This is a genomic window from Gymnodinialimonas ulvae (assembly GCF_037543845.1).
GTDB lineage: Bacteria > Pseudomonadota > Alphaproteobacteria > Rhodobacterales > Rhodobacteraceae > Gymnodinialimonas > Gymnodinialimonas ulvae.
The window spans coordinates 217,716-238,459 of the sequence record NZ_JBBIFX010000003.1 but is presented as its reverse complement, the minus strand read 5'-3'; the positions used below and the strand labels follow the sequence as shown (position 1 = coordinate 238,459).

Annotated in this window: 20 protein-coding genes; 15 read left to right on the top strand and 5 right to left on the bottom strand. The window is 62.5% G+C overall.

The genetic code is table 11. The annotated features are described in order from the left end of the window. The first annotated feature begins 15 nt into the window (after positions 1-15). The 13 genes from V8J83_RS15020 to V8J83_RS14960 all read left to right on the top strand — a co-directional run bounded on the left by V8J83_RS15020 (position 16) and on the right by V8J83_RS14960 (position 14,516). The gene (locus V8J83_RS15020; protein ID WP_339987248.1) at positions 16-780 is read left to right on the top strand and encodes an SDR family oxidoreductase; all 765 of its coding nucleotides are present in this window, start codon (positions 16-18) and stop codon (positions 778-780) included. After that, on the top strand, positions 777-1,529 hold the full coding sequence (locus tag V8J83_RS15015; protein WP_339987247.1) for a crotonase/enoyl-CoA hydratase family protein: 753 nt from the start codon (positions 777-779) through the stop codon (positions 1,527-1,529). Before V8J83_RS15020 ends, V8J83_RS15015 begins: the two co-directional genes overlap by 4 nt. Continuing rightward, on the top strand, positions 1,526-2,038 hold the full coding sequence (locus tag V8J83_RS15010; RefSeq protein ID WP_339987246.1) for a MarR family winged helix-turn-helix transcriptional regulator: 513 nt from the start codon (positions 1,526-1,528) through the stop codon (positions 2,036-2,038). Before V8J83_RS15015 ends, V8J83_RS15010 begins: the two co-directional genes overlap by 4 nt. After that, entirely contained in the window at positions 2,019-3,773 is a 1,755-nt protein-coding gene (locus V8J83_RS15005) for a feruloyl-CoA synthase (protein ID WP_339987245.1), read from the top strand. The genes V8J83_RS15010 and V8J83_RS15005 overlap by 20 nt, the downstream gene beginning before the upstream one ends. Beyond that, positions 3,773-4,960 carry a thiolase family protein gene (locus V8J83_RS15000; RefSeq protein WP_339987244.1) on the top strand — a complete coding sequence of 396 codons (1,188 nt, stop codon included), beginning with the start codon at positions 3,773-3,775 and terminating at the stop codon, positions 4,958-4,960. Before V8J83_RS15005 ends, V8J83_RS15000 begins: the two co-directional genes overlap by 1 nt. 69 nt (positions 4,961-5,029) lie before the next feature. Beyond that, a complete protein-coding gene (locus tag V8J83_RS14995) occupies positions 5,030-6,544 on the top strand; it encodes a benzoate-CoA ligase family protein (RefSeq protein ID WP_339987243.1) in 1,515 nt (504 codons plus the stop codon). Further along, the gene (locus V8J83_RS14990) at positions 6,544-7,311 is read left to right on the top strand and encodes an alpha/beta fold hydrolase (RefSeq protein ID WP_339987242.1); all 768 of its coding nucleotides are present in this window, start codon (positions 6,544-6,546) and stop codon (positions 7,309-7,311) included. The genes V8J83_RS14995 and V8J83_RS14990 overlap by 1 nt, the downstream gene beginning before the upstream one ends. An 89-nt stretch (positions 7,312-7,400) precedes the next feature. After that, positions 7,401-9,059 (top strand): 2,3-epoxybenzoyl-CoA dihydrolase, encoded by a 1,659-nt coding sequence (gene boxC / locus V8J83_RS14985; protein WP_339987241.1) that lies wholly within the window; start codon positions 7,401-7,403, stop codon positions 9,057-9,059. Between the two features lie 115 nt (positions 9,060-9,174). Beyond that, positions 9,175-10,623, top strand: coding sequence for a benzoyl-CoA 2,3-epoxidase subunit BoxB (boxB, locus tag V8J83_RS14980; protein ID WP_339987240.1), 1,449 nt, complete (start codon positions 9,175-9,177; stop codon positions 10,621-10,623). Between the two features lie 47 nt (positions 10,624-10,670). Next, entirely contained in the window at positions 10,671-11,129 is a 459-nt protein-coding gene (locus tag V8J83_RS14975; RefSeq protein WP_339987239.1) for a flavodoxin domain-containing protein, read from the top strand. Continuing rightward, complete coding sequence (locus V8J83_RS14970) at positions 11,130-11,561, top strand: acyl-CoA thioesterase (protein WP_339987238.1); 432 nt, start codon at positions 11,130-11,132, stop codon at positions 11,559-11,561. A gap of 1 nt (position 11,562) precedes the next feature. Beyond that, positions 11,563-12,459 (top strand): helix-turn-helix transcriptional regulator, encoded by an 897-nt coding sequence (locus V8J83_RS14965; protein WP_339987237.1) that lies wholly within the window; start codon positions 11,563-11,565, stop codon positions 12,457-12,459. Then, positions 12,456-14,516 (top strand): FAD-dependent oxidoreductase, encoded by a 2,061-nt coding sequence (locus tag V8J83_RS14960; RefSeq protein ID WP_339987236.1) that lies wholly within the window; start codon positions 12,456-12,458, stop codon positions 14,514-14,516. Before V8J83_RS14965 ends, V8J83_RS14960 begins: the two co-directional genes overlap by 4 nt. Before the next feature lie 200 nt (positions 14,517-14,716). Here V8J83_RS14960 and V8J83_RS14955 read toward each other — a convergent pair whose 3' ends face one another. Continuing rightward, complete coding sequence (locus V8J83_RS14955) at positions 14,717-15,493, bottom strand: aldo/keto reductase (RefSeq protein WP_339987235.1); 777 nt, start codon at positions 15,491-15,493, stop codon at positions 14,717-14,719. A 603-nt stretch (positions 15,494-16,096) separates the two neighbouring features. Between V8J83_RS14955 and V8J83_RS14950 the strand changes: the two genes are divergently transcribed. Further along, the gene (locus tag V8J83_RS14950; protein ID WP_339987234.1) at positions 16,097-16,387 is read left to right on the top strand and encodes a TFIIB-type zinc ribbon-containing protein; all 291 of its coding nucleotides are present in this window, start codon (positions 16,097-16,099) and stop codon (positions 16,385-16,387) included. Positions 16,388-16,514: 127 nt separating this feature from the next. Here the strand turns inward: V8J83_RS14950 and V8J83_RS14945 are convergent, their stop codons facing one another. Next, on the bottom strand, positions 16,515-17,723 hold the full coding sequence (locus V8J83_RS14945; protein ID WP_339987233.1) for a cytochrome P450: 1,209 nt from the start codon (positions 17,721-17,723) through the stop codon (positions 16,515-16,517). A gap of 201 nt (positions 17,724-17,924) precedes the next feature. Here V8J83_RS14945 and V8J83_RS14940 point away from each other — a divergent pair, with 201 nt between their 5' ends. After that, positions 17,925-18,773, top strand: a complete 849-nt coding sequence (locus V8J83_RS14940; RefSeq protein ID WP_339987232.1) for a cobalamin B12-binding domain-containing protein — start codon at positions 17,925-17,927, stop codon at positions 18,771-18,773. On the opposite strand, the gene V8J83_RS14935 is transcribed toward V8J83_RS14940, so the two are convergent. From V8J83_RS14935 to V8J83_RS14925, 3 genes are all read right to left on the bottom strand, one after another. Next, positions 18,770-19,474 (bottom strand): helix-turn-helix transcriptional regulator, encoded by a 705-nt coding sequence (locus V8J83_RS14935; RefSeq protein ID WP_339987231.1) that lies wholly within the window; start codon positions 19,472-19,474, stop codon positions 18,770-18,772. The two genes, V8J83_RS14940 and V8J83_RS14935, sit on opposite strands and share 4 nt — an antisense overlap. Beyond that, a complete protein-coding gene (locus tag V8J83_RS14930; RefSeq protein WP_339987230.1) occupies positions 19,461-19,961 on the bottom strand; it encodes a VOC family protein in 501 nt (166 codons plus the stop codon). The genes V8J83_RS14935 and V8J83_RS14930 overlap by 14 nt, the downstream gene beginning before the upstream one ends. A gap of 136 nt (positions 19,962-20,097) precedes the next feature. After that, positions 20,098-20,670: a DUF1285 domain-containing protein gene (locus tag V8J83_RS14925; RefSeq protein ID WP_339987229.1), complete on the bottom strand. Its 573-nt coding sequence runs from the start codon at positions 20,668-20,670 to the stop codon at positions 20,098-20,100. Positions 20,671-20,744: the final 74 nt, after the last annotated feature.

Genomic DNA, 20,744 nt, shown 5'->3' with positions numbered 1-20,744 from the left:
CGGAAGGGAGACCGGATGCAACTCGACGGACAAGTCGCCATCGTCACCGGTGGGGCCAGCGGATTGGGCGAGGCCACGGCGCGCTACCTGGCCGAGCGGGGTGCGGATGTTGCGGTGCTCGACATGGACGGCGACCGCGCGCGTGAGGTCGCTGCCGAGATCGGCGGATATTCCCAGCAATGCGATGTCACCGACGCGGAACATGCCGCGACCGCCGTGACCTCCACCATGGCACGGTTCGGGCAGGCGGCGCGTATTTGCGTCAATTGCGCGGGCATCGGCCATGCGGCGCGGATCGTGGGGCGCGAGGGAAAGACCTCGCTCGACCTGTTCCGCCGGGTGATCGAGGTCAACCTGATCGGCACCTACAACGTGATGACCTACGCGGTACAGGCGATGATGGACCTGCCGCCGCTTGACACCGGGGAACGCGGGGTGGTGATCAACACGGCCTCTGCGGCGTATCAGGACGGGCAGGTCGGGCAATCGGCCTATGCGGCGTCCAAGGGGGCGATCGCGTCGATGTGCCTGCCGCTGGCGCGCGAACTGGCCAAGCCGGGCATCCGGGTGAACGCGATAGCACCCGGCCTGTTCAACACGCCGATGATGGAAGGCCTGCCGGAGGAGACGACGCAGGCCATTGTGGCCAATGTGCCGTTTCCACACCGTTTGGGCGACCCGTCCGAGTTTGGGCAGATGGTCGCGGCGATTGTCGAAAACACTTACCTGAACGGCGAGGTCATTCGCCTTGATGGAGCCACGAGGTTGCCCCCGAGATGAGCCTTTTGATCGAGATTGATGGCCCGCTTGCCATTCTGACGCTGAACCGGCCCGAAAAGCGCAATGCGATGAACGACGCACTGCTTGCGGAGCTGGCGGGGTTCTGCGCCGCGCCGCCGGAGGGGGTGAAGGTTGCGGTCCTGACTGGCGAGGGCGCGCATTTCTGCGCCGGTCTCGATCTGTCGGAACAGGCGGAGCGATCCAGCGACGCCGCGATGGCCCATTCGCGCATGTGGCACGACCAACTCAACAAGGTGCAGTTTGGCGGCCTGCCGATGATTGCGGCAATGCGCGGTGCGGTCATCGGGGGTGGGCTTGAGATTGCCTCGGCCTGCCATGTGCGCGTCGCGGCGCCGGATGTGCAATTCCAACTGCCTGAAGGCAAGCGGGGCTTCTTCGTAGGCGGTGGTGCGACCGTGCGCGTCGGGCGGATCATCGGGCCGGATCGGTTGACCGAGATGATGCTGACCGGGCGCATATACGGCGCGGATGAAGGCGCGCTTCTGGGCCTGTGCCACTACGTCGACGAGGATCCGATGGAGACGGCGCGCGAATTGGCCGGGCAGATCGCCTCCAACGCGCGGCTTTCGAATTACTTTGCCATCCAAGGTGTGGCGCGGATCAACGCGATGGCCCCGGAAGAAGGACTTTTCACCGAGGCCTTGTGCACCGCCTTGGCGCAAACCTCGCCTGACGCCGAGGAAGGATTTCGCGCCTTCCTTGAAAAACGCACGCCGAATTTCGAATGAGACAAGCCGCGCCCGATACCTCTCCCGCGATGTGCGACAGCGAGCTTCGCCGTCTTGTGGGTTACAATATCCAGCGCGCCCATAGCGCGGTGATGGGGGCGGTGAACCGGGTGTTGACGCCCTTCGGGCTGCGCCGGGCGTCGTATTCCGTGCTGTCGGTTGTGGTGGAAACGCCGGGCCTGCGGCAGGCGGATGTGGCCGATGTGCTGGCCATCGAGCGGCCCAATCTGGTGCAGATCGTGGATGCGTTGGAGCGCGCAGGCTGGATCACGCGGCGCCGCGCGGAAGATGACGGGCGCGCCTATGAGCTGCATCCGACGCTGGCGGGACGGGCGCACTACACCGAAGCGCGCGGGGCCCTTGTCGCGTTCGACGGCAAGCTGACCGCGGGGCTGGATGAGCCGGCGGTCTGGGCGCTGATCGATGGGCTCAACGCGGTCGAGGCGGCCGGGCCGGAGGCTGAGGCGGAGGACAAGGAGGAGGCGCGCCGTGGCGTTCAAACCCCATGATGTGATCTGCGAGAACCGGCCCGACGGTACGATCCTTCTGCAGGCGCGGGACGGGTTGGGCGATGTCGCGGATCGCACGACCGACTGGCTGGAGCATTGGGCCGATGCGACTCCGGATGCCGTGTTTCTGGCCGAGCGCAGCGGGGAGGGTTGGCGCGAGGTCAGCTACGGTGAAGCGCGGGATACGGCGCGAGGCATTGCCGCGGGCTTGCGGTCACTGGGGCTTGGGCCGGACCGGCCTTTGATGATCCTGACCGGCAATTCGGTGGCCCATGGGCTGCTGGCCCTGGCGGCGCAATATGCCGGTGTGCCGTTCTGCCCGGTGGCCGAACAATACGCCGCCATCCCCGCGGCGCGTGTGCGGCTCGATGAGATCGCGACGCTCCTTCAGCCTGCGGCTGTCTTCGCAGAGGATGGATTTGCGCTGGCCGATGTGTTCGAGCGTGATGCGTTTCGCGACGCCCGCCCGATCATGGCCCACGGCCCCGGCCTGACGCTGGAAGATCTGACGCGGCAGGGCGGCGCGCTGGATGTCGCGGTGACGCCGGACAGCGTTGCAAAGATCCTCATGACGTCGGGCAGCACATCGGCCCCGAAAGGCGTGCTGACCACGCATCGGATGCTCTGCACCAATCAGGCGCAGATTGCCGCCTGCCTGCCGTTTCTGCGCGACAGGCCCCCGGTCTTGGTCGATTGGCTGCCGTGGAACCACGTGTTTGGCGGCTCGCACAATTTCAACCTTGTGCTGGCCAATGGCGGGTCGCTTTACATCGACGGCGGCAAGCCCATTCCGGCGCTGATCGGAAAGACGATCGAGAACAACCGGATCAAACAGGGCACGATCAGCTTCAACGTGCCGGTGGGCTTTGCCGCTCTGCGCGATGCGATGAAGGCCGATCCGGGATTTGCTCGGGCGTTTTTCGAAGACCTCGACATGCTGTTTTATGCGGGTGCGAGCCTTCCGCAGGATGTCTGGGCTGACCTTTGGGCGATGGCCGAGGATGCCGGGACGCAGCCGTTTTTCACCTCGTCCTGGGGGCTGACGGAGACCGCGCCCGCCGCTTTGCTGCAACATGAACCCACCGAACGCTCGGGCGTGGTTGGGGTGCCGTTGCCCGGGATCGATGTGAAACTGGTCCCTGCGGAGGATCGGCTTGAGGTGCGGGTGAAGGGCCCCTCGATCTTCAACAGCTACCTGAACGCGCCGGACAAAACGGCGGAGGCTTTCGATGCGGAAGGATATTTCATCACCGGCGACGCGATGCGCTTCGTCGACCCGGAGGATGCAACCCTTGGCCTGGCCTTCGATGGGCGCATGTCAGAGGATTTCAAACTGGGCACCGGTATCTGGGTGCGGGCGGCGACGTTGCGGTTGGAGATCCTGTCGGTGCTGAAGGGGTTGGCGCAGGATGTCATCTTGACCGGAGAGGGGCGCGATGAGGTGGGCCTTTTGATTGTACCAGCCGCCACGTTGCGCGAGGTCGCCGAACAGGATGGTGCAGCGTTGATCTGCGACCCGCTGCCGTTCCAGGCGGCGTTGTCGGGCTTCACCGGCGGCTCGGCGCAGAGGCTTACCCGCGCCATGATCCTTGCGGAGCCGCCATCGATTGCCGAGGGCGAGATCACTGCCAAGGGCAACCTGAACTTCGCCCGGATCAAGGCGGGTCGCGCTGACCTGATTGAACGGCTCTATGACGATGCGGACCCCGCGACCATGATGATCGGAGGCACGTGATGGCCTATATCCCCTATGGTGCCTATTGGTGTACGCCCTTTGCCCGTTGGCAGGGCAGCCTTGCGCATCTGAATTCCGTCGAATTCGCCGCCCATGTCGCCCGCGCGCAGATTGGGCGGTTGGACCTTGCCCCTGGCAGCTTCGATTTTGCCGCATTCGGGCAGACCGTGATCCAGAAGGGCAGCTTTTTCGGCGGGCCATGGTTTACCGCGATGATAGGGGCCAAAGGGCTGGCTGCACCGATGGTGAGCCAGGCCTGCGCCACGGGGGCACGGCTTTTGTCGACTGCGGTGGGCGAGGTTTTGCAGGGCGCGCAGCAGGCGTTGATCGTGTCGGGCGACCGGACGTCGAACGGCCCGCATGTCTATTTTCCGGCACCCCATGGACCGGGAGGCACCGGGGCGCATGAAGATGTGGTGATGGACAATTTCGGCCATGATCCATGGGCCTGCAACGCCATGATTCAGACCGGCGAAAACGTCGCCGCACGCGAGGGGATCACGACCGAGGAACAGCATGACCTGACCCTGCATCGCCGCGCACAATACGATGCGGCCTTGGCCGAGAACTGCGCTTTTCAACGTCGCTTTATGCCGGTGCTCGACGTGCCGGATGCCAGGTTTCGCAAGAGTGTCGGGCGGCTTGAGACCGACGAAGGCGTTGAGCCCGCCGATGCCGACAAGATTGCTGGCCTGCGCCCGGTGATGCGCGACGGCACGATCACGTTTGCCAGCCAGACGCATCCGGCCGATGGCAATGCTGGCATGGTTGTGGTGGGTGATCCGGGCCGTGCGAAGGAGATCGGCGGGGTCGATCATCCGCTGGTCGAGGTGCTTGCCATTGCGCAGGCCCGCGAAGAGAAGGGCTTCATGCCTGCCGCGCCGATCAAGGCGAGTATCGCGGCATTGGACCGCGCGCGGCTTTTGATTACGCAGGTCGATGTGATCAAGTCCCACAACCCGTTTGCGGTCAACGACATCGCTTTTGCCCGCGCCTTCGGCGTCGATTGGCGGGATATGAACAATTATGGGAGCTCGTTGATCTGGGGTCATCCGCAGGGGCCGACGGGTCTGCGCGCAATGATTGAACTTATAGAAGAGCTTACGATCCGGGGCGGTGGCACCGGCCTGTTTCAGGGCTGTGCGGCCGGGGATTCTGCGATGGCCGTGCTCCTGCGGGTCAAATGAGAGTTCACAAAGAATACCGCGACCGGGCGCGGGAGACGCCGGGTCAGGGGAGAGATGGGAGGAGATGACATGACCGGGAATGCCGCCGCGTATTTCGTGGATCGCCACATTGCCGAAGGGCGTGGGGACAAGGTGGCTTTTATCGAGGCCGATGGCGCGAAGCGGTCACTGACCTATGGTGCGCTGTTCGATCATGCCGCGCGTTTTGGCGGGGCGTTGGGGCGTCACGGTGTCCGACGCGAGGAACGTATTGCGATGATCGTCCGCGATCAGATCGAGTTTCCGGTGGTGTTCTGGGGCGCGCTCAAGGCCGGGGCGATCCCGGTGCCGCTCAACACGTTGCTGTCCGCAGATGTCTACGAGGCCATCCTGAGTGACAGCCGCGCCTCCATCCTCGTGGTTTCCGAAGAGATGTGGGAAGTGGTCGAGCCCGCCACCCGCGACAACCGGTTCCTGCGTGCGATCCTTGTGATCGGCGACGCGCCCGAGATGACCGAAAGCTACCGCGATTTCATCGACGGAGCCGAGCCGGTGGACACGGTCGATGCGCATGAAGACGAGCTGGCGTTCTGGCTGTACTCGTCGGGCTCGACGGGGCAACCCAAAGGGGTGCGACATGTGCATGGTGCGCTGAAAGCCACCTGCGACACGTTCGGGGATCAGGTTCTGGGCATCCGTGAAGACGACGTCGTCTATTCGGTGGCGAAGCTTTTCTTTGCCTATGGGCTTGGCAACGGCATGTCGTTTCCGATGTCTGTGGGGGCAACGACGGTTTTGTTCGGCGGCCGGCCCACGCCCGACGCGGTCTATCGGATCATGGCAGAACTTGAGCCCACGATCCTGTGCGCGGTGCCGACGCTTTTTGCGGCGATGGTGCAGGCGGCGCCGAGCGCGCCGGAGCATCACCTGCGGCTGTGCACATCGGCGGGGGAGGCGCTTCCGCGCGAAGTGGGCGAAGGGTGGCAACGCCTGACCGCGACCGAGATCGTGGACGGGGTGGGCTCCACCGAGATGCTGCATATCTTCCTGTCGAACCGGCCCGGCGACTGCGTCTATGGGACGAGCGGCACGGCGGTGCCAGGCTACGAGCTTCGGCTTGTCGATGAGCATGATTTTGACGTGCCGGAGGGGGAGGTCGGCGAATTGCTGGTGCGCGGGCCGTCGAGTGCCGAGGGCTATTGGAACCGCCGCAGCAAGTCGCAGGCCACGTTCGAGGGGGCATGGACGCGGACCGGTGACAAGTACGAGCGCAAGGAGGGACGGTTCATCTACTGCGGGCGCACCGATGACATGTTCAAGGTGTCAGGCATCTGGGTCAGCCCGTTCGAGGTGGAGAGCGCGCTGATCGACCATCCTGCGGTTCTGGAGGCTGCGGTTGTGGCGCGCGCCGATGACGCCGGATTGGACAAGCCCGCCGCTTTCGTCGTGTTGAAAGACGATGCGGAACCCCCTGACGCGGAGGCTTTGAAGGCCTTCGTCAAGGACAAGATCGGGATGTGGAAATACCCGCGTTGGGTGGATTTTGTCGCCGATTTGCCGAAGACCGCGACGGGCAAGATCCAGCGTTTCAAGCTGCGCGGCTGATGTGGGGTGAGGGCAGTGTTGAGGCCGATGGCAAGCGGTTGGAATACCGCGGCTGGGGGCCGGCCCCGACGGACGGACGCGCGATTGTGTTGCTCCATGAAGGTCTCGGCTGCGTGGCCCTGTGGCGCGATTTTCCGGAGCGTTTGCAGGCCGCGACCAGCCAGCCCGTTCTGGCCTATAGTCGCGCGGGGTATGGCCAATCCGATGCCGATGACCTGCCGCGCCCACTGAATTGGATGACGCGCGAGGCGGTTGAGATCCTGCCGCGGGTTCTTTCCGCTTTTGCGATCACCCGCCCGACGCTCGTCGGCCATTCCGACGGGGCCAGCATCGCTGCCCTGGCCGCCAGTGTGCAGCCCGAAACCCGGGCCGCCGTTCTGATGGCCCCGCATTTCTTTACCGAGGATGTCGGTATTGCCGAGATCGCCCGCGCCGACACGCAGTTTCGCAGGTCCGACATGGCGACGCGCATGGCGAAATACCACCGCGATCCGACCGCCACGTTTCGGGGGTGGGCCGATGCTTGGTTGGACCCGGAGTTCCGGGCCTGGACGATCGAGGCGGCGCTTCCCAAGATCACCTGTCCGATCCTGGCGTTGCAGGGACGGCAGGACCAATACGGCACGCTCGCACAGATCGAAGCCGTGCGCCGCAACGTGGCGTCTGCGCAGACGCTGGTTTTGGACGATTGCCAGCACGTGCCGCATCTGGAGCAGCCCGAGCGGACTCTCGCGGCGCTGCTCAGGTTTATGCAACAAATTGCATAGCATTGCGCAAAGCTGCAACATTTCTGCATTATTGCGCTTGAAACGTTGATCTCTGGCGCTATTCTGCACACGCGTAACAGGAGAATCCCATGTCCAAGGTCATCGAATTCCAGACCGATCCGTCAAAATATCGCCACTGGCGGGTGGACTATGATGGCCCCGTTGCGACGCTCACCATGGATGTTGATGAGACCGGGGGGCTCTTTGACGGGTACGAGCTGAAACTGAATTCCTATGATCTGGGCGTCGATATTGAGCTGAACGACGTCGTCCAGCGGATGCGGTTCGAGCATCCCGAGGTGAAGGTCGTCGTGATGCAATCGGGCAAGGACAAGGTGTTCTGCGCGGGGGCTAACATCCGCATGCTTGGCGGCGCAGCCCATGCGCACAAGGTCAACTTTTGCAAGTTCACCAATGAAACGCGCAATTCCTACGAGGCCGCTGAAGCGGAATCCGGGCAGAAATATATCGCCGCCATCAAGGGTGCCTGTGCGGGCGGCGGGTATGAGCTGGCGTTGGCGTGCAATCACCTCATGCTGGTCGATGATGCGACGTCCTCTGTGTCGTTGCCCGAAGTGCCGTTGCTTGCCGTGTTGCCCGGCACCGGCGGGCTGACCCGGGTGACCGACAAGCGCATGGTCCGCCGCGATCTGGCCGATGTCTTTTGCGCCACGGAAGAGGGCGTGAAGGGCAAGCGCGCCGTCGAATGGCGTCTGGTGGACGAAGCCGTGCCGAACTCCACGTTCGACGAGGTCGTGGCCGAGCGCGCCCGGGAATTTGCCGCCGCCAGCGCCAAGCCCGACGCGACGGGTATCGCCTTGACGCCGTTGCAAAAGGCCGTCGCGGAGGATGGGTCACTGTCCTATTCGCTGGTCGAGGTTCAGGTCGACCGCGCCGCGCGCACCGCCACCATTACGCTCAGCGGCCCGTCTGAGGACGCGCCCGCGGACATGGACGCGGTCCACGCGCAGGGCGATCAATCCTACATGTTGCGCCTGGCGCGCGAATTCGAAGACGCGATCTTGCATTTGCGCCTGAACGAGATGGAATGCGGCCTTTGGACCCTGCGCACGCAGGGCGATCCCGAAGGCGTCGCCGCCCACGAAGCGGTCTTGCGCGACAATGCCGATCACTGGCTTGCAAATGAGACGCGCCACTACTGGAAGCGCACGCTCAAACGCCTCGACGTGACGTCGCGCAGCCTTGTGACGTTGGTTGAACACGGGTCCTGCTTTGCGGGTGTGCTGGCCGAACTGATCTGGGCCGCCGACCGGTCTTACATGATGGAAGACGAATTCGAGGGTGACAATCGCCCGATGGCGACGATCACGCTGACGCCGGACAATTTCGGCACCTACCCGATGGGCAATGACCTGACGCGGTTGCAAACGCGCTTTTTGGCAACGCCCGATACGGTGGAAGGCCTGCGCGAAGAGATCGGCACCGCGATGGAGGCCGAGGACGCGAACGACCACGGGCTTGTGACGATGATCATGGACGACATCGATTGGGAAGATGAGATCCGTATTATTATAGAAGAACGCGCATCATTCAGCCCCGACGCGATGACCGGCATGGAAGCGAACCTGAGGTTTGCAGGGCCCGAGACGATGGAAACCCGTATCTTCGGGCGTCTGACGGCGTGGCAGAATTGGATCTTCAACCGGCCGAACGCGGTCGGCGAAAACGGCGCGCTGCAGCGCTATGGCTCCGGTATCCGGGGAGAATTCAATATGAAGCGGGTCTAAGGGCCGCAAGCGCGACCGTGTAAGCCGCAAACGGAAAGATGCGTTTTCCGGGGTGCGCCCGGCAAGTCGCGAAATTGCATAGGGAAACCGCAGGTTTCTGATTTGGGAGGATACCATGACCGCAGTCGACATTTCCTACGACACGAAGATCCCGAACAACGTGGGCCTTTCGCAGGATCGCAAGGTCTTGAAGGCGCTGGAGAAATGGCACCCCGGTTATCTGGATTGGTGGAACCGCCTGATCCCGCAGAATTTCCAGGAGAGCATGGTCTACCTGCGCACGGCGGTGAGCGTCGATCCCAAGGGTTGGGCCAAGTTCGACTACGTGAAAATGCCGGAATATCGCTGGGGCGTGTTGCTGGCCCCGCCGGTGGAAGGCCGCACCATTCCGATGGGCGAACATGCCGGCCAGCCGGCCTGGCAGGAGGTCCCCGGCGAATACCGAAACATGCTCAAGCGCCTGATCGTGATCCAGGGCGACACCGAGCCGGGCTCGGTTGAGCAACAACGCTTCCTCGGCCTCACCGCGCCGTCGCTTTATGACATGCGCAACCTGTTCCAGGTTAATGTAGAAGAAGGTCGTCACCTTTGGGCGATGGTCTACCTTTTGCAGAAATATTTCGGCAAGGATGGCCGCGAAGAAGCCGATGATCTGCTGCGCCGCTCCTCCGGGTCTGACGAAGCGCCGCGGATGCTTGGCGCGTTCAACGAGGAAACGCCCGATTGGCTGTCATTCTTCATGTTCACCTACTTCACAGACCGTGACGGCAAGATGCAGCTCGAAAGCCTCGCGCAATCGGGTTTCGATCCGCTCAGCCGCACCTGCCGCTTCATGCTGACCGAGGAAGCGCACCACATGTTCGTGGGCGAAACCGGCGTCAGCCGCATCGTGCAACGTACCTGCGAGGCGATGAAAGAGGCCGGGATCACCGACCCTTACGACATCGGGCGCGTGCGCGATCTGGGTGTGATTGACCTGCCGACGATCCAGAAGAAGCTTAACCTGCATTATTCGCTGTCGCTGGACCTGTTTGGGCAGGAGGTTTCCACCAATGCGGCCAACGCGTTCAACGCAGGCATCAAGGGGCGCTATATGGAGGCGCGGATCGAAGACGATCACAAGTTGACCGATGCGACATACGTTGTGAAAGTGCTCGAAGATGGCAAGATCTTCGACAAGGAGGTGCCCGCGCTCACGGCCATCAACATGCGATTGCGCGATGATTACATTCGCGATGCGTCGGGTGGTTTGCGGCGCTGGAACAAGACGATCCAGCGCACCGGCATCGACTTCGAATTGAAGCTGCCGGATCAGGCCTTCCACCGTCAGATCGGCGTGTTCTCTGCGATCAAGGCCAACCCCGAGGGCGCGCTGATTGGGCAGGCCGAGTGGGAGGCCAACGTCGATAAATGGCTGCCGACCAAGGAAGATGGCGCGTATATCCAGTCGCTGATGGTGCCCTGCTACGAGCCGGGTGAGTTTGCCGGTTGGATCGCGCCGCCCAAGCAGGGCATCGACAACAAGCCCGGCGATTTCGAATACGTCAAATTGCATATGGCCTGAGGGCCGACGGGCGCGGTTTCGGCCGCGCCCCAACAAGGAAAAGCGCGATGAACATCCATTTTCTCTATGGCACCGAAACCTCCACCGCCGAAATCCTGTGCGAGGATATCGAGGCGGATCTGGGCGACGGATTTGACACTACGGTCACGTCCATCGGCGATATCGACCCGTCTGATCTTGATGGCGAGACGTTCTATTTCGTCGTTACTTCCACCTATGGCAATGGCGATTTGCCCATGGCTGCGCAGCCGTTCTTCGACAAGCTCGACGCCAACAAGCCCGACCTCACCCACGTCAAATTCGCAATCTTTGGCCTGGGCGACATGGTGTTTTCCGAAACCTTCGCGTTCGGCTCCAAGATCCTGATGGAAAAGCTGGTCGAATGCGGCGCAAAGATGGTCGGCGAGCGGGGGATCCACGACGCCTCGTCGCCCGATTTGCCCGAAGATGTGGCCGTGCCATGGGCGCAGGAGATCATGGGTCTCGCGAAAGCTCAGGCGGCCTGAATGCCCATTCGCCCCGACACGGCGTTTGTCCACGACATCCGTGTGACCTGGGGCGATTGCGACCCCGCGAAAATCGCCTATACCGCGCGCCTGCCGTGGTTTGCGTTGGATGCCATCAACGCGTGGTGGGCCACGCATTACGCCGATGCCGGGTGGTTCGAGATGGAACTGGACCGCAACATCGGCACGCCTTTCGTGCGGATGGAGATGGATTTCCGAAGCCCGGTCACACCGCGCCACATGTTGCGCTGCCATACCTGGCCGCAGGCTCTGGGCACCAAGTCGATCACCTTCCGCGTCGACGGGGTCCAGGATGGCGTGACCTGTTTCGAAGGCGCGTTCACCAGCGTCTTCATCATCGCTGATCAGTTCAAATCGCAACCCGCGCCGGATGACATCCGCGCCCTTGTCCAATCCCATATCCCGGCCTGACATGTCCCACGAAAACGCCCATCCACCCATTGCCAATGACGCCGCCGTGGCCGAGCTTCAGGCTCAGGTCGGTGACCGTGTGCGCGCCGCGCGCGCCACTAAGGCAATGTCGCGCCGCGTATTGTCCGAGGTATCGGGTGTATCGCCACGTTATTTGGCGCAGTTGGAGGCCGGCGAGGGCAATATCTCCATTGGCCTGCTGCTGCGGGTGGCTTCGGCACTTGACCTGCCCATCGACGCCCTTGTCGCGCGTCAGATGCTTTGCCCTGAAGCGCAGCAATTGGCCCGCGCGTTCTCCCGCGCCGACGCGACCACGCAGGAAGAGGTTCGGGCCCTGCTTGCGCCAAGGACCGCTGCGAAGGCCGGGCGTATCTGCCTGATCGGGTTGCGTGGCGCGGGCAAATCCACCCTTGGTGCGGCTGTTGCCCGGGCGCGGGGCCTGCCGTTCATCGAGTTGAACCGCGCGATCGAGGCGGCGGGAGGTATGCCGGTCGCCGAGATCATGGCGCTTTACGGCGCGCAGGGCTATCGCCAGCTTGAGGCCGATGCGCTCGATGCGATCATCGCCGAGCAGGATCGCGCCATCATCGCGGTCGGCGGCGGCATCGTGGATGAGGCGCGCACGTTTGACGCGTTGCTTGACCGCTTCCATACGATCTGGATCAAGGCCAGCCCCGAAGAACACATGTCCCGCGTGCAGGCCCAGGGCGACACGCGACCGATGGAAGGCAATCCCCAAGCCATGGCGCAATTGCGCCTGATCCTGACCGGGCGCGAGGCCGATTACGCGCGTGCCGATGCTGTGCTTGATACGTCCGGCGCGTCGCTTGAGACGTCGCTTGCCGACCTGCTCGCCCTTATCGACCAAAACCCGTTCCTACAGCCGGAGACCCCATGAGCCTCACGATGCGCGCCGACGGCCTGACCGGGTTCGTCACCCTCGACAACCCGCCCGTCAACGCCATCGGCAAAGCCATGCGTGACGGCCTGATGGAGGCGGTGAAATGGGCCGAGGCCGAGAATTTCGACCGCGTCATCGTAACCGGGGCCGGTCGTGCCTTCGCCGCAGGCGCCGATGCGAAGGAATTTGATGGTGCCGCGTTGGAGCCATTCCTGCCCGATGTTTGCGACGCGATCGAGCGCAGTTTCGTGCCGTGGATCGCGGCCATCAACGGCGTGGCGCTTGGCGGTGGTGCCGAAATCGCACTGGCCTGCCGGATGCGGATCGCGGGGCCGAAGGCGCAGATCGGCCTGCCTGAGGTGACGCTTGGGGTGATCCCCGGCGCGGGCGGCACGCAACGCGCGATGCGGCTGTGCGGTCTGGGAAAGGCTCTCGATATGATTGCTTTCGGCAGGCCGCTGCGGGCGGCGGACGCGCTCAAGGCCGGGTTGATCCACGCCATCGAGGATGACCCGGTCGATGCCGCCGATATGGTCAACACCGAAGAACTCGGCTGCGTTGTGCCCACGTGGGAGCTGCCCCCGCCGGCCCATGACGCCGCCGCTTTTGCCGCCGTGCGGGATGCGCTCGCCAAACGTGCGCCCGGGCAAGTCGCGCCCCTACGCGCCGTCGATGTCATCGAGCAGGGGCTGAGCCTGGAGTTTGCCGAAGCCATGGCCCTGGAGCGGGCTACGTTTCTTGAGTTGAAACAAGGCAATCAATCCCGCGCCCTGCGTCATATGTTCTTCGCGGAACGCGCTGCAAAGCCGCCGAAGGATCTGCCACATGCGCCGGAGCTGACGGAGATCGCCGTGGTCGGCGGTGGCACGATGGGGGCGGGTATCGCCTATGCCTGCGTGTCGCTTGGGTTGCCGGTGACGCTTCTGGAAAGTGACACCGATGGTGTGGAGCGCGCCACCCACAATGTTGGCAAGTTGATCGAGGCGGGCATCGCGCGTGGTCGCCTTTCCAAAGACGGCGCGCAGGGCCTTCGCGACCGGCTGACGGCAACCAGTGACTACACCAAAGCGGCCAATGCACCGCTCGCCATTGAGGCCGCGTTCGAGGATATGGAGGTCAAGAAAGCCATCTTCGCGCAACTCGACGCGACCTTGCCGCCCGATGCGGTGCTTGCGACCAATACCTCCTATCTCGACGTGGACGAGATCGCCGCAAGCACCCGCGACCCGTCCCGCGTGCTTGGCCTGCATTTCTTCGCCCCCGCCCATATCATGCGGCTGCTTGAGATCGTGAAAGGCGCGCAGACCTCCGACCGCGCGCTGTCCACCGGGTATGCCCTTGGCAAGCTGCTGAAGAAGGTCCCCGTCGTTGCGGGCGTGTGTGACGGGTTCATCGGCAACCGCATCTATGCCCGCTATCGCGAAGCGTCCGATACGGTTTTCATGGATGGCTCCACCCCGTGGGACATCGACGAGGCGATGGTCAACTTCGGCTACGCAATGGGCCCCTATGAGGTGCAGGATCTCTCCGGGCTCGACATTGGCCATGCGGCGCGGCGCAGGCAGGATGCGACGCGCGATCCGAACCGTCGCTACATCCCTATCGCCGATCGTATGTATGAGCTTGGAAAGCTTGGTAAAAAGGTTGGCGCGGGCTGGTATCGCTACCCGGGAGGTGGCGGCAAGGTCGAGGATCCCATCGTGGCTGACCTGGCCCTGGAAGAGGCGCATTTCGCCGGGATCGAGCGGACGGAATATGAAGAACACGAGATCACCGAACGCCTGCTCCTGGCGATGATCAACGAGGCCGCCGATGTGCTGGCCGAAGGCATCGCGCAATCCGCCGCCGACATCGATCTGGTCACCGTTTTCGGCTACGGCTTCCCGCGCTGGCGTGGCGGTCTGATGCATTACGCCGACACCTTGGGGGTGCCCCACATCGTCGAACGGATCACCGCGCTACAGGCCGAGGATCCGGTGGCGTGGAAACTTTCCCCCGTCCTGAGCGATTGCGCCGACCGTGGCCTGAGCCTCGCGGAATGGTCGCCCGCCTAGACGCAAGTGCCGTGTCCTTGTTCATCAATAACGCCCGAAAGGGGCTCGCTGGCGGGCCACCGGCTGGGGAAAGGCCCGAGGGACGGTTCTGCGGGACGAAGCACCCGTTCGCTGCGCCCGCGCGAATGTCTGCAATAGAAAGAACAAATGCGTGATGTCCGACTACGGGGATCTGGTATGGATGCACTGCGCCCTGCCGCCTATGAACGCCCCAAACGGTCCCGGTGCGCAACCTCGGACCAGTCTCGAAGGAATCCATAGGGATAGTCAGGCAATATGGTATCGGATGCCTCCGTGAGAGCGTTGAGATCATCGTCTTTCAAAGCCAAACTTGCCGCGTCAAGGTTATCAGCCAGTTGCTCGACGTTTCGCGCACCCAAGAGAAGTGATGCAACGCCGGGACGGTCGGCAAGCCAAGCCAGCGCGATGTGCGACATCGGGCGTTCGTGCCATTCCGCCAGCTCAGCGGCGACCTCCGGCACGCTATGCGTGCGCTCTGTGTTGCGGTTATCATAAGCCTCCACGCCTCGGTTTGGATCTTCACCCAAGCGGGTCGCGCTGGTCGGGCGCTCGTTGGCAGTATATTTACCGGTGAGCCAGCCGCCACCCAATGGAGACCACGGTGTCAGGCCGATATTGTTTGCCAATGCGCAGGGCAAAATCTCCAGCTCGATACCGCGCTCAAGTAGAGAGACTTGCGGCTGAAGGGCGCAGGGCATGGGCAAGCCGTTCGCTTCTGCAGTGCGGCAGATACGTTCCAATTGCCAGCCTGTGACGTTCGACCATCCGATATGGTGGATTTTGCCTGCCCGTCTGAGATCATCCAGTGCGCCAAGCGTCTCGGACACATCAGTTTCATTGTCCCAACCGTGAACGAAATAAAGATCAACGGCATCCACCCGAAGCCGTTTCAGACTGGCATCAGCGCGTTTGAGGATGGCACGGCGCGATCCACCCCGACTGCCGGGAGGCCGCATTCGGCTTTCGGTCCATACAGCCCGAAGGCGACGGCCTTGCCGGACGCAGGCTTAGGCGCGTTACCTTTGCGCCCTAAGCCACACCGAACGCCCCAGACCTTTGGATTGTCGTGCGCAGTGACACAGCGTCAGCGCGATGGGTCGCCGAGCGATGTGGCGAGACTGTTGCTGTCGAGACGGACACACCGCGCCTCGCACTGGACTTGGCGCTAGGTGGCTTGGGTCGAGCAGTGGTTCCGACCTTTGTCGGTGATGCCTACTGTGAACTGGCAAGAACCGGAAACATTGTTGAAGAGCTTGGGCATGAGCAATGGCTTGTCACCCTCAACGACGACCGCCATCTGCCCGAAATTCGACGCGCTCTCGACCGTATCGCGGAAGTGTTCAAGTAGTCGCTATTCAATAGGGCCGTTTCTTGCCAAAGCAGACATCACCGCATCCCGCAGCATCAGTGACTCTGGCTCAAACGCGCCATTCGCTGCGGCGCCGTCACCAAGAGCCTCGGTTGCCTCGACTGCCGCGCCTTGCAATCGCCCCCGTCGAGCATACCTCTCTCCCAGCCATCCAAAAGTTCCCTCGCTCCACTGAACAAAGGACAATTCCATGCCCCTGATGACCTCCCCGATCGACGGCTCCCCCATGCGCGAGGTCGAACGCTACGGCGTAAAGATGGATATCTGTCCGACCTCTGGCGGTATCTGGCTGGATCGGGGAGAGCTTGAGAAGATCATCATGGCGATCCGGGAAGAGGCGCTGATGGATGGCGGCGTGCCGCAGCAGGACGCGTACGAGGATGCCCATTACCATGAAAGCCATGGACGCCGTTCTGACAATCGCCCGCAACGGCGCAAGCGCGGTGGCATGTTCGACAGTCTGCTCGACATCTTCGACTAAGCGCTGATCCGAGGGGAGCGACGCGTCCCTCAACCCCGCCTGAAAAACGCGATTTTGGTTCTTATACTATAACGATTTTTTCATTTATATACAGAGACTTGAACTTCTTTCTCAGCCGTGAGCAGGCTCACCTGACCCGGATCGGCAGGCTCGTATATCCCCTGAACCGCGCCAGCCCCAACCGCTCGCGCGGGCCGTCCGCGGCCAGTTTCGGGAACCGCTCGAAGAATCGCCCCAGCGCGATCTTCCCCTCCATCCGGGCCAGCGACGCGCCAAGGCAGACATGGATGCCGGTGATGAAGGCGATATGCGGGTTCGGCTTGCGGGCGATATCGAAGCGGTCGGGATCGTCAAACACCGCCGGATCGCGGTTCGCCCCGGCAATCGAGGTGTGGATATAGGTCCCTTTCGGAAGCGTCATTCCCGAGGGTAGAACGATCTCCTCGCCCGCCAGCCGGTTGCCGATCTGAAGCGGGCTCTCAAAGCGCAGGCATTCCTCGACTGCCGTACCGATCAGGGAAGGATCGTCGAGCAAGCGTCGGTGTTGATCGGGATGGTCGAGGAAGGTTGCGATGGCGTTGCCGACCAATGACGTCGTGGTCTCGTGACCGGCATTCAGCAGGAAGATGCAGTTCTGCACCAATTCCTCCTGCGTCAGGCGGCGCCCGTTGTACTCCCCGAAAATCAGCGCTTCCAACACCTCTCCTTCGCCTGCGGCGTCGGGGTTGCAGCGGCGGTGGTCAATCAGGTCCGAAAGGATCGCGCCGAATTCTTCCACCGCGCGATTGCCGGCCTCCATCCGTGCCTGTGGCACTACGGGGTCGAGCGCACCTAGGATCGCGATGGAATAGCCGCGCAGTTTGGCGCGGTAGGCTTCCGGCACGCCCAACATGAAGCTGATGATCTCGGTCGGCAGCATCATCGCGAAATCCGCAATCAGGTCCAACTCGCCGAGGTCCTCCACGCGGTCCAGAAGGCGATTGACGATCCGTTCGATCAAACGTTCCATCTCGGCCAGTTTGCGTGGGGTAAAGGCTTCGGCAATCAGCTTGCGAACTACGGTGTGATAGGGCGGATCGTTGAAAATCAAGCTGGTCGTATGGTGCACTTTCAGAGGGCATTCTCCAAACTTTGCCCCGAACGCCTCGGCCTTGTCCGACAGCATGTCGCGCGAACGATAGGTTGCGAGGCAATCGTCATGCCGGGTCAGATAGACCGACCCATCCGGGTTGCGGTGCACCGGACTGCTGCGCCGCAGCTCGGCCAACGTCGTGTAGGGCGCTTCGATAAAGGCGCTATCAATGGCGTTCAGATCGAACCCGGCGACATCAAGCATCCCGTTCCTCCTAAGGTCGGATACTGGGGCGGGACGCCTTTGTGTGCAAGGGAGCTGACCGGACTTGCAGGGGCTGCTGCAGACCCAGAAATGTAAACAAAAGTTGACACAATGAGGTGAATGCTATGGTATGCAGTCATGACATCTGCGGGATAGCCAATGGACCGGCGATTCGATGTTTCGCGCAGCTGGAGACCGGAATTGACGACCCATACCGACAAGGACTCGGCACGGCACGACCCGGTAGATTTGCGGGACGCGGACGACGAGCTGCGCCTGTCAGGGATCAGCGACTTGGCCATTTTCGCCCTTGCGGAATTGGCATCAGGCCGCTCGACTGCGGAGCTTTCGGACCTTGCTGTTGCCCACTTTGCCAAGCCCCATGTCACGGCGATGGCTACAGCGATGGCTGATCAGTCCACGCAGGAGGCCGAGACCCTCGTGTCCGAGCTCCTGGACGCCGGCGTGACGGTTCAAGACCTCTGCTTGCAGCATTTTGCGCCCGCCGCGAGGGAACTGGGGCGGTTGTGGGAGGACGACCGCCTGCCGTTTGCCGACGTCTCGTTGGCAGCGTCGAGGATGCAGGCGATTTTGCGCAACCTGCCTCGAAAACGGGCGCATTGCCTGACGAATGCGACCCGAGGCGCCGTGTTTGCCGCAACGCCCGGCGAGACGCATACGCTGGGTGTCTTGATGGCGGCAGATCATTTTCGAAGGTTGGATTGGGATGTGGGCGTTCTGGTCGGCTTGGATCACGACAGCCTGTGCCGCCAGGTCCTTGCCGACGACCGCCCCATTCTGGGCCTGAGTTGTGCCGGGGGGCATTCGTTTGCGGCCCTGACGCGGGTGGTCGATGAGATGCGCGCCCGGCGGCCAGAGCTTGCGATTGTCGTGTCCGGTGCCGTGACGCAGGACCTCGAAGCCTTCGCGATGCTGCCGGAATGCGACGGGGTTATCGAGGATCTCGAAGATGCGGAGGCGGAGCTGGACCTGATCCTTGAAAACATGAAGTCCGCGGTCGCAACACATGGCGGCGCCGTCACCGCCTAGCGGTGGGTTGCCGCCGCCTGATACCCGGCCGTGTCACTTTCGTAGAACGCTTCCAGAGTTTGGGATGGCTCGGGCACATAGGGGCCCAGAAGGGTCGCGTCCGCGATCCGGTCCAGGCGAAACATGCGAAAATCCTTGCGGAGTTCGCACCACGCCACGAGCGTCCAAACGGCGCCCCAGAACCACAGGCCAAGCGGCCGAACGGGTCGGTTGGTTTTTGCGCCTTTCTCATCCGCGTAATCCAGCATCACGCGTTCGGGCGTGCGGATAGCGGCCTCGACCGTGTCGATTGTTGTCCGCGTCTTTGCATCAAGTGGGCGACTGGCCCAAGCCTTGAACTGCAGCTTCTCGGCCTTGATCCTGGTCGCTTCGGGGATCACACCGGTGATCTTTTCGAGCGCCTGCTCCGCCCCCCGGGCCATGCTGGCCCCGCCCCATGTCTGCACCATGCGCGCGCCGACGCTGAGTGCGATGATCTCGGCCTCGGTGAACATGAGGGGCGGCAGGTCGAAACCATCACGCATCATATACCCAAGGCCCGCTTCGCCTTCGACGGGCACGCCGGAGCCCTGAAGATGTGCGATATCGCGGTAGATCGTGCGCTCGGACACCTCCAGTGCCTGCGCAAGGTCGCGGGCGGTGGTCAGCTTTCCCGGACGCAGGCGGTCAATCAGGCGAAAGAGGCGATCAGCGCGGCGCATGGCAAAGGTCTACCCCGAGTTGTGTGAATGAGGAAGCGGGCCACCGATGAGGACAGCCCGCCGCATGTGCCGAAGCTTGGCCGCAGCCTACGGCGTGGCGTTGAAGTTGAAAAAAACCGATCGAGTTGCCGTCGGGGTCCCTTGCGTAGAAAAATGCACCGGTCGGGATCTGGATGTCCGGGCTTTCGACGCTGCCACCGGCAGCGACGATGCGCTCACGCATGGCATCGAGACCGGGAGGTGCCATCAGGTGAACGGTGTTCCCGTCCCGCGGCGGGGTGCCGGGATAGAGGTGGCCGCCGGTCCCGGGTGCGTCGTCGTTGTAGGGGAAAAACACTATCGGATTTGGTCCGCCATCCTCCGAGACGGAGAGGTCGATTTGCAGAACCTCTGCATAGAAATTGCGGGCCGCGTCGAGGTCTGTGACAGGTATTTCGAACCAGCAGCCGGTGTTTTCGTAAGCGTGCGATATCAGATTTTGCTCCATCAGGGATGTGATGATGGCCGTCTAACACCCGACTCCTGACAGGGTTGTGTCACGAGGCTGTCGCAGCGCGTGTGGTATTAAGTTAGCGTTTGGATTTCACTTCATAATTCGATGGTCGGGATGCTGTTTTAAGGATCTACGCCATCAATTCAGCCACTGGAATGATCGGGAAAAACACGTCGTCTGACCAGACGCCGAACATCTCGATCCCGTCCACCCCATGGGCCTCGCCGAGGTCCACAAGCCGGTAGAAACTCTTGCGGTCGATCAACGCCTCCAACCCGGACCGGATATGCACGTAAGGGGACGGCTCGCCGCGCTCATCCCGCTGGACCCGGATCGCATGGTCTTTGCCAGCAACGACCGTGTCCCCGACATTCGTTGTGAAAGAAATCGATTGGTTCTGTCCCGTTCCCTCGGCGTCGATATCGACGGCAACAAAAGGGGCGTCCTCTACGCGGATGCCGACTTTTTCGACCGGCGTCACAAGGAAATACTTGCCGTCCTCCAGTTTCAAAATGGTCGAAAAGAGCCGCACCAATGGCTTCCGGCCAATCGGTGTACCCTCGTAAAACCAAGTGCCGTCCCGCTTGATCACCATATCCAGATCGCCGCAGAACGCAGGGTCCCAAAGATGGACGGGGGGCAATTTGCCCTGTTTTTGAGCGTCTTGCGCGGCTTTGAGAAGCTGATCTGTTGCCGGGTTCATCGCGGCCCTCCCTGACACACGCGGTTTCACGATCATTTGTCCGCCTCAAGCTTTTGCCATTTGTGGTCGGCGGC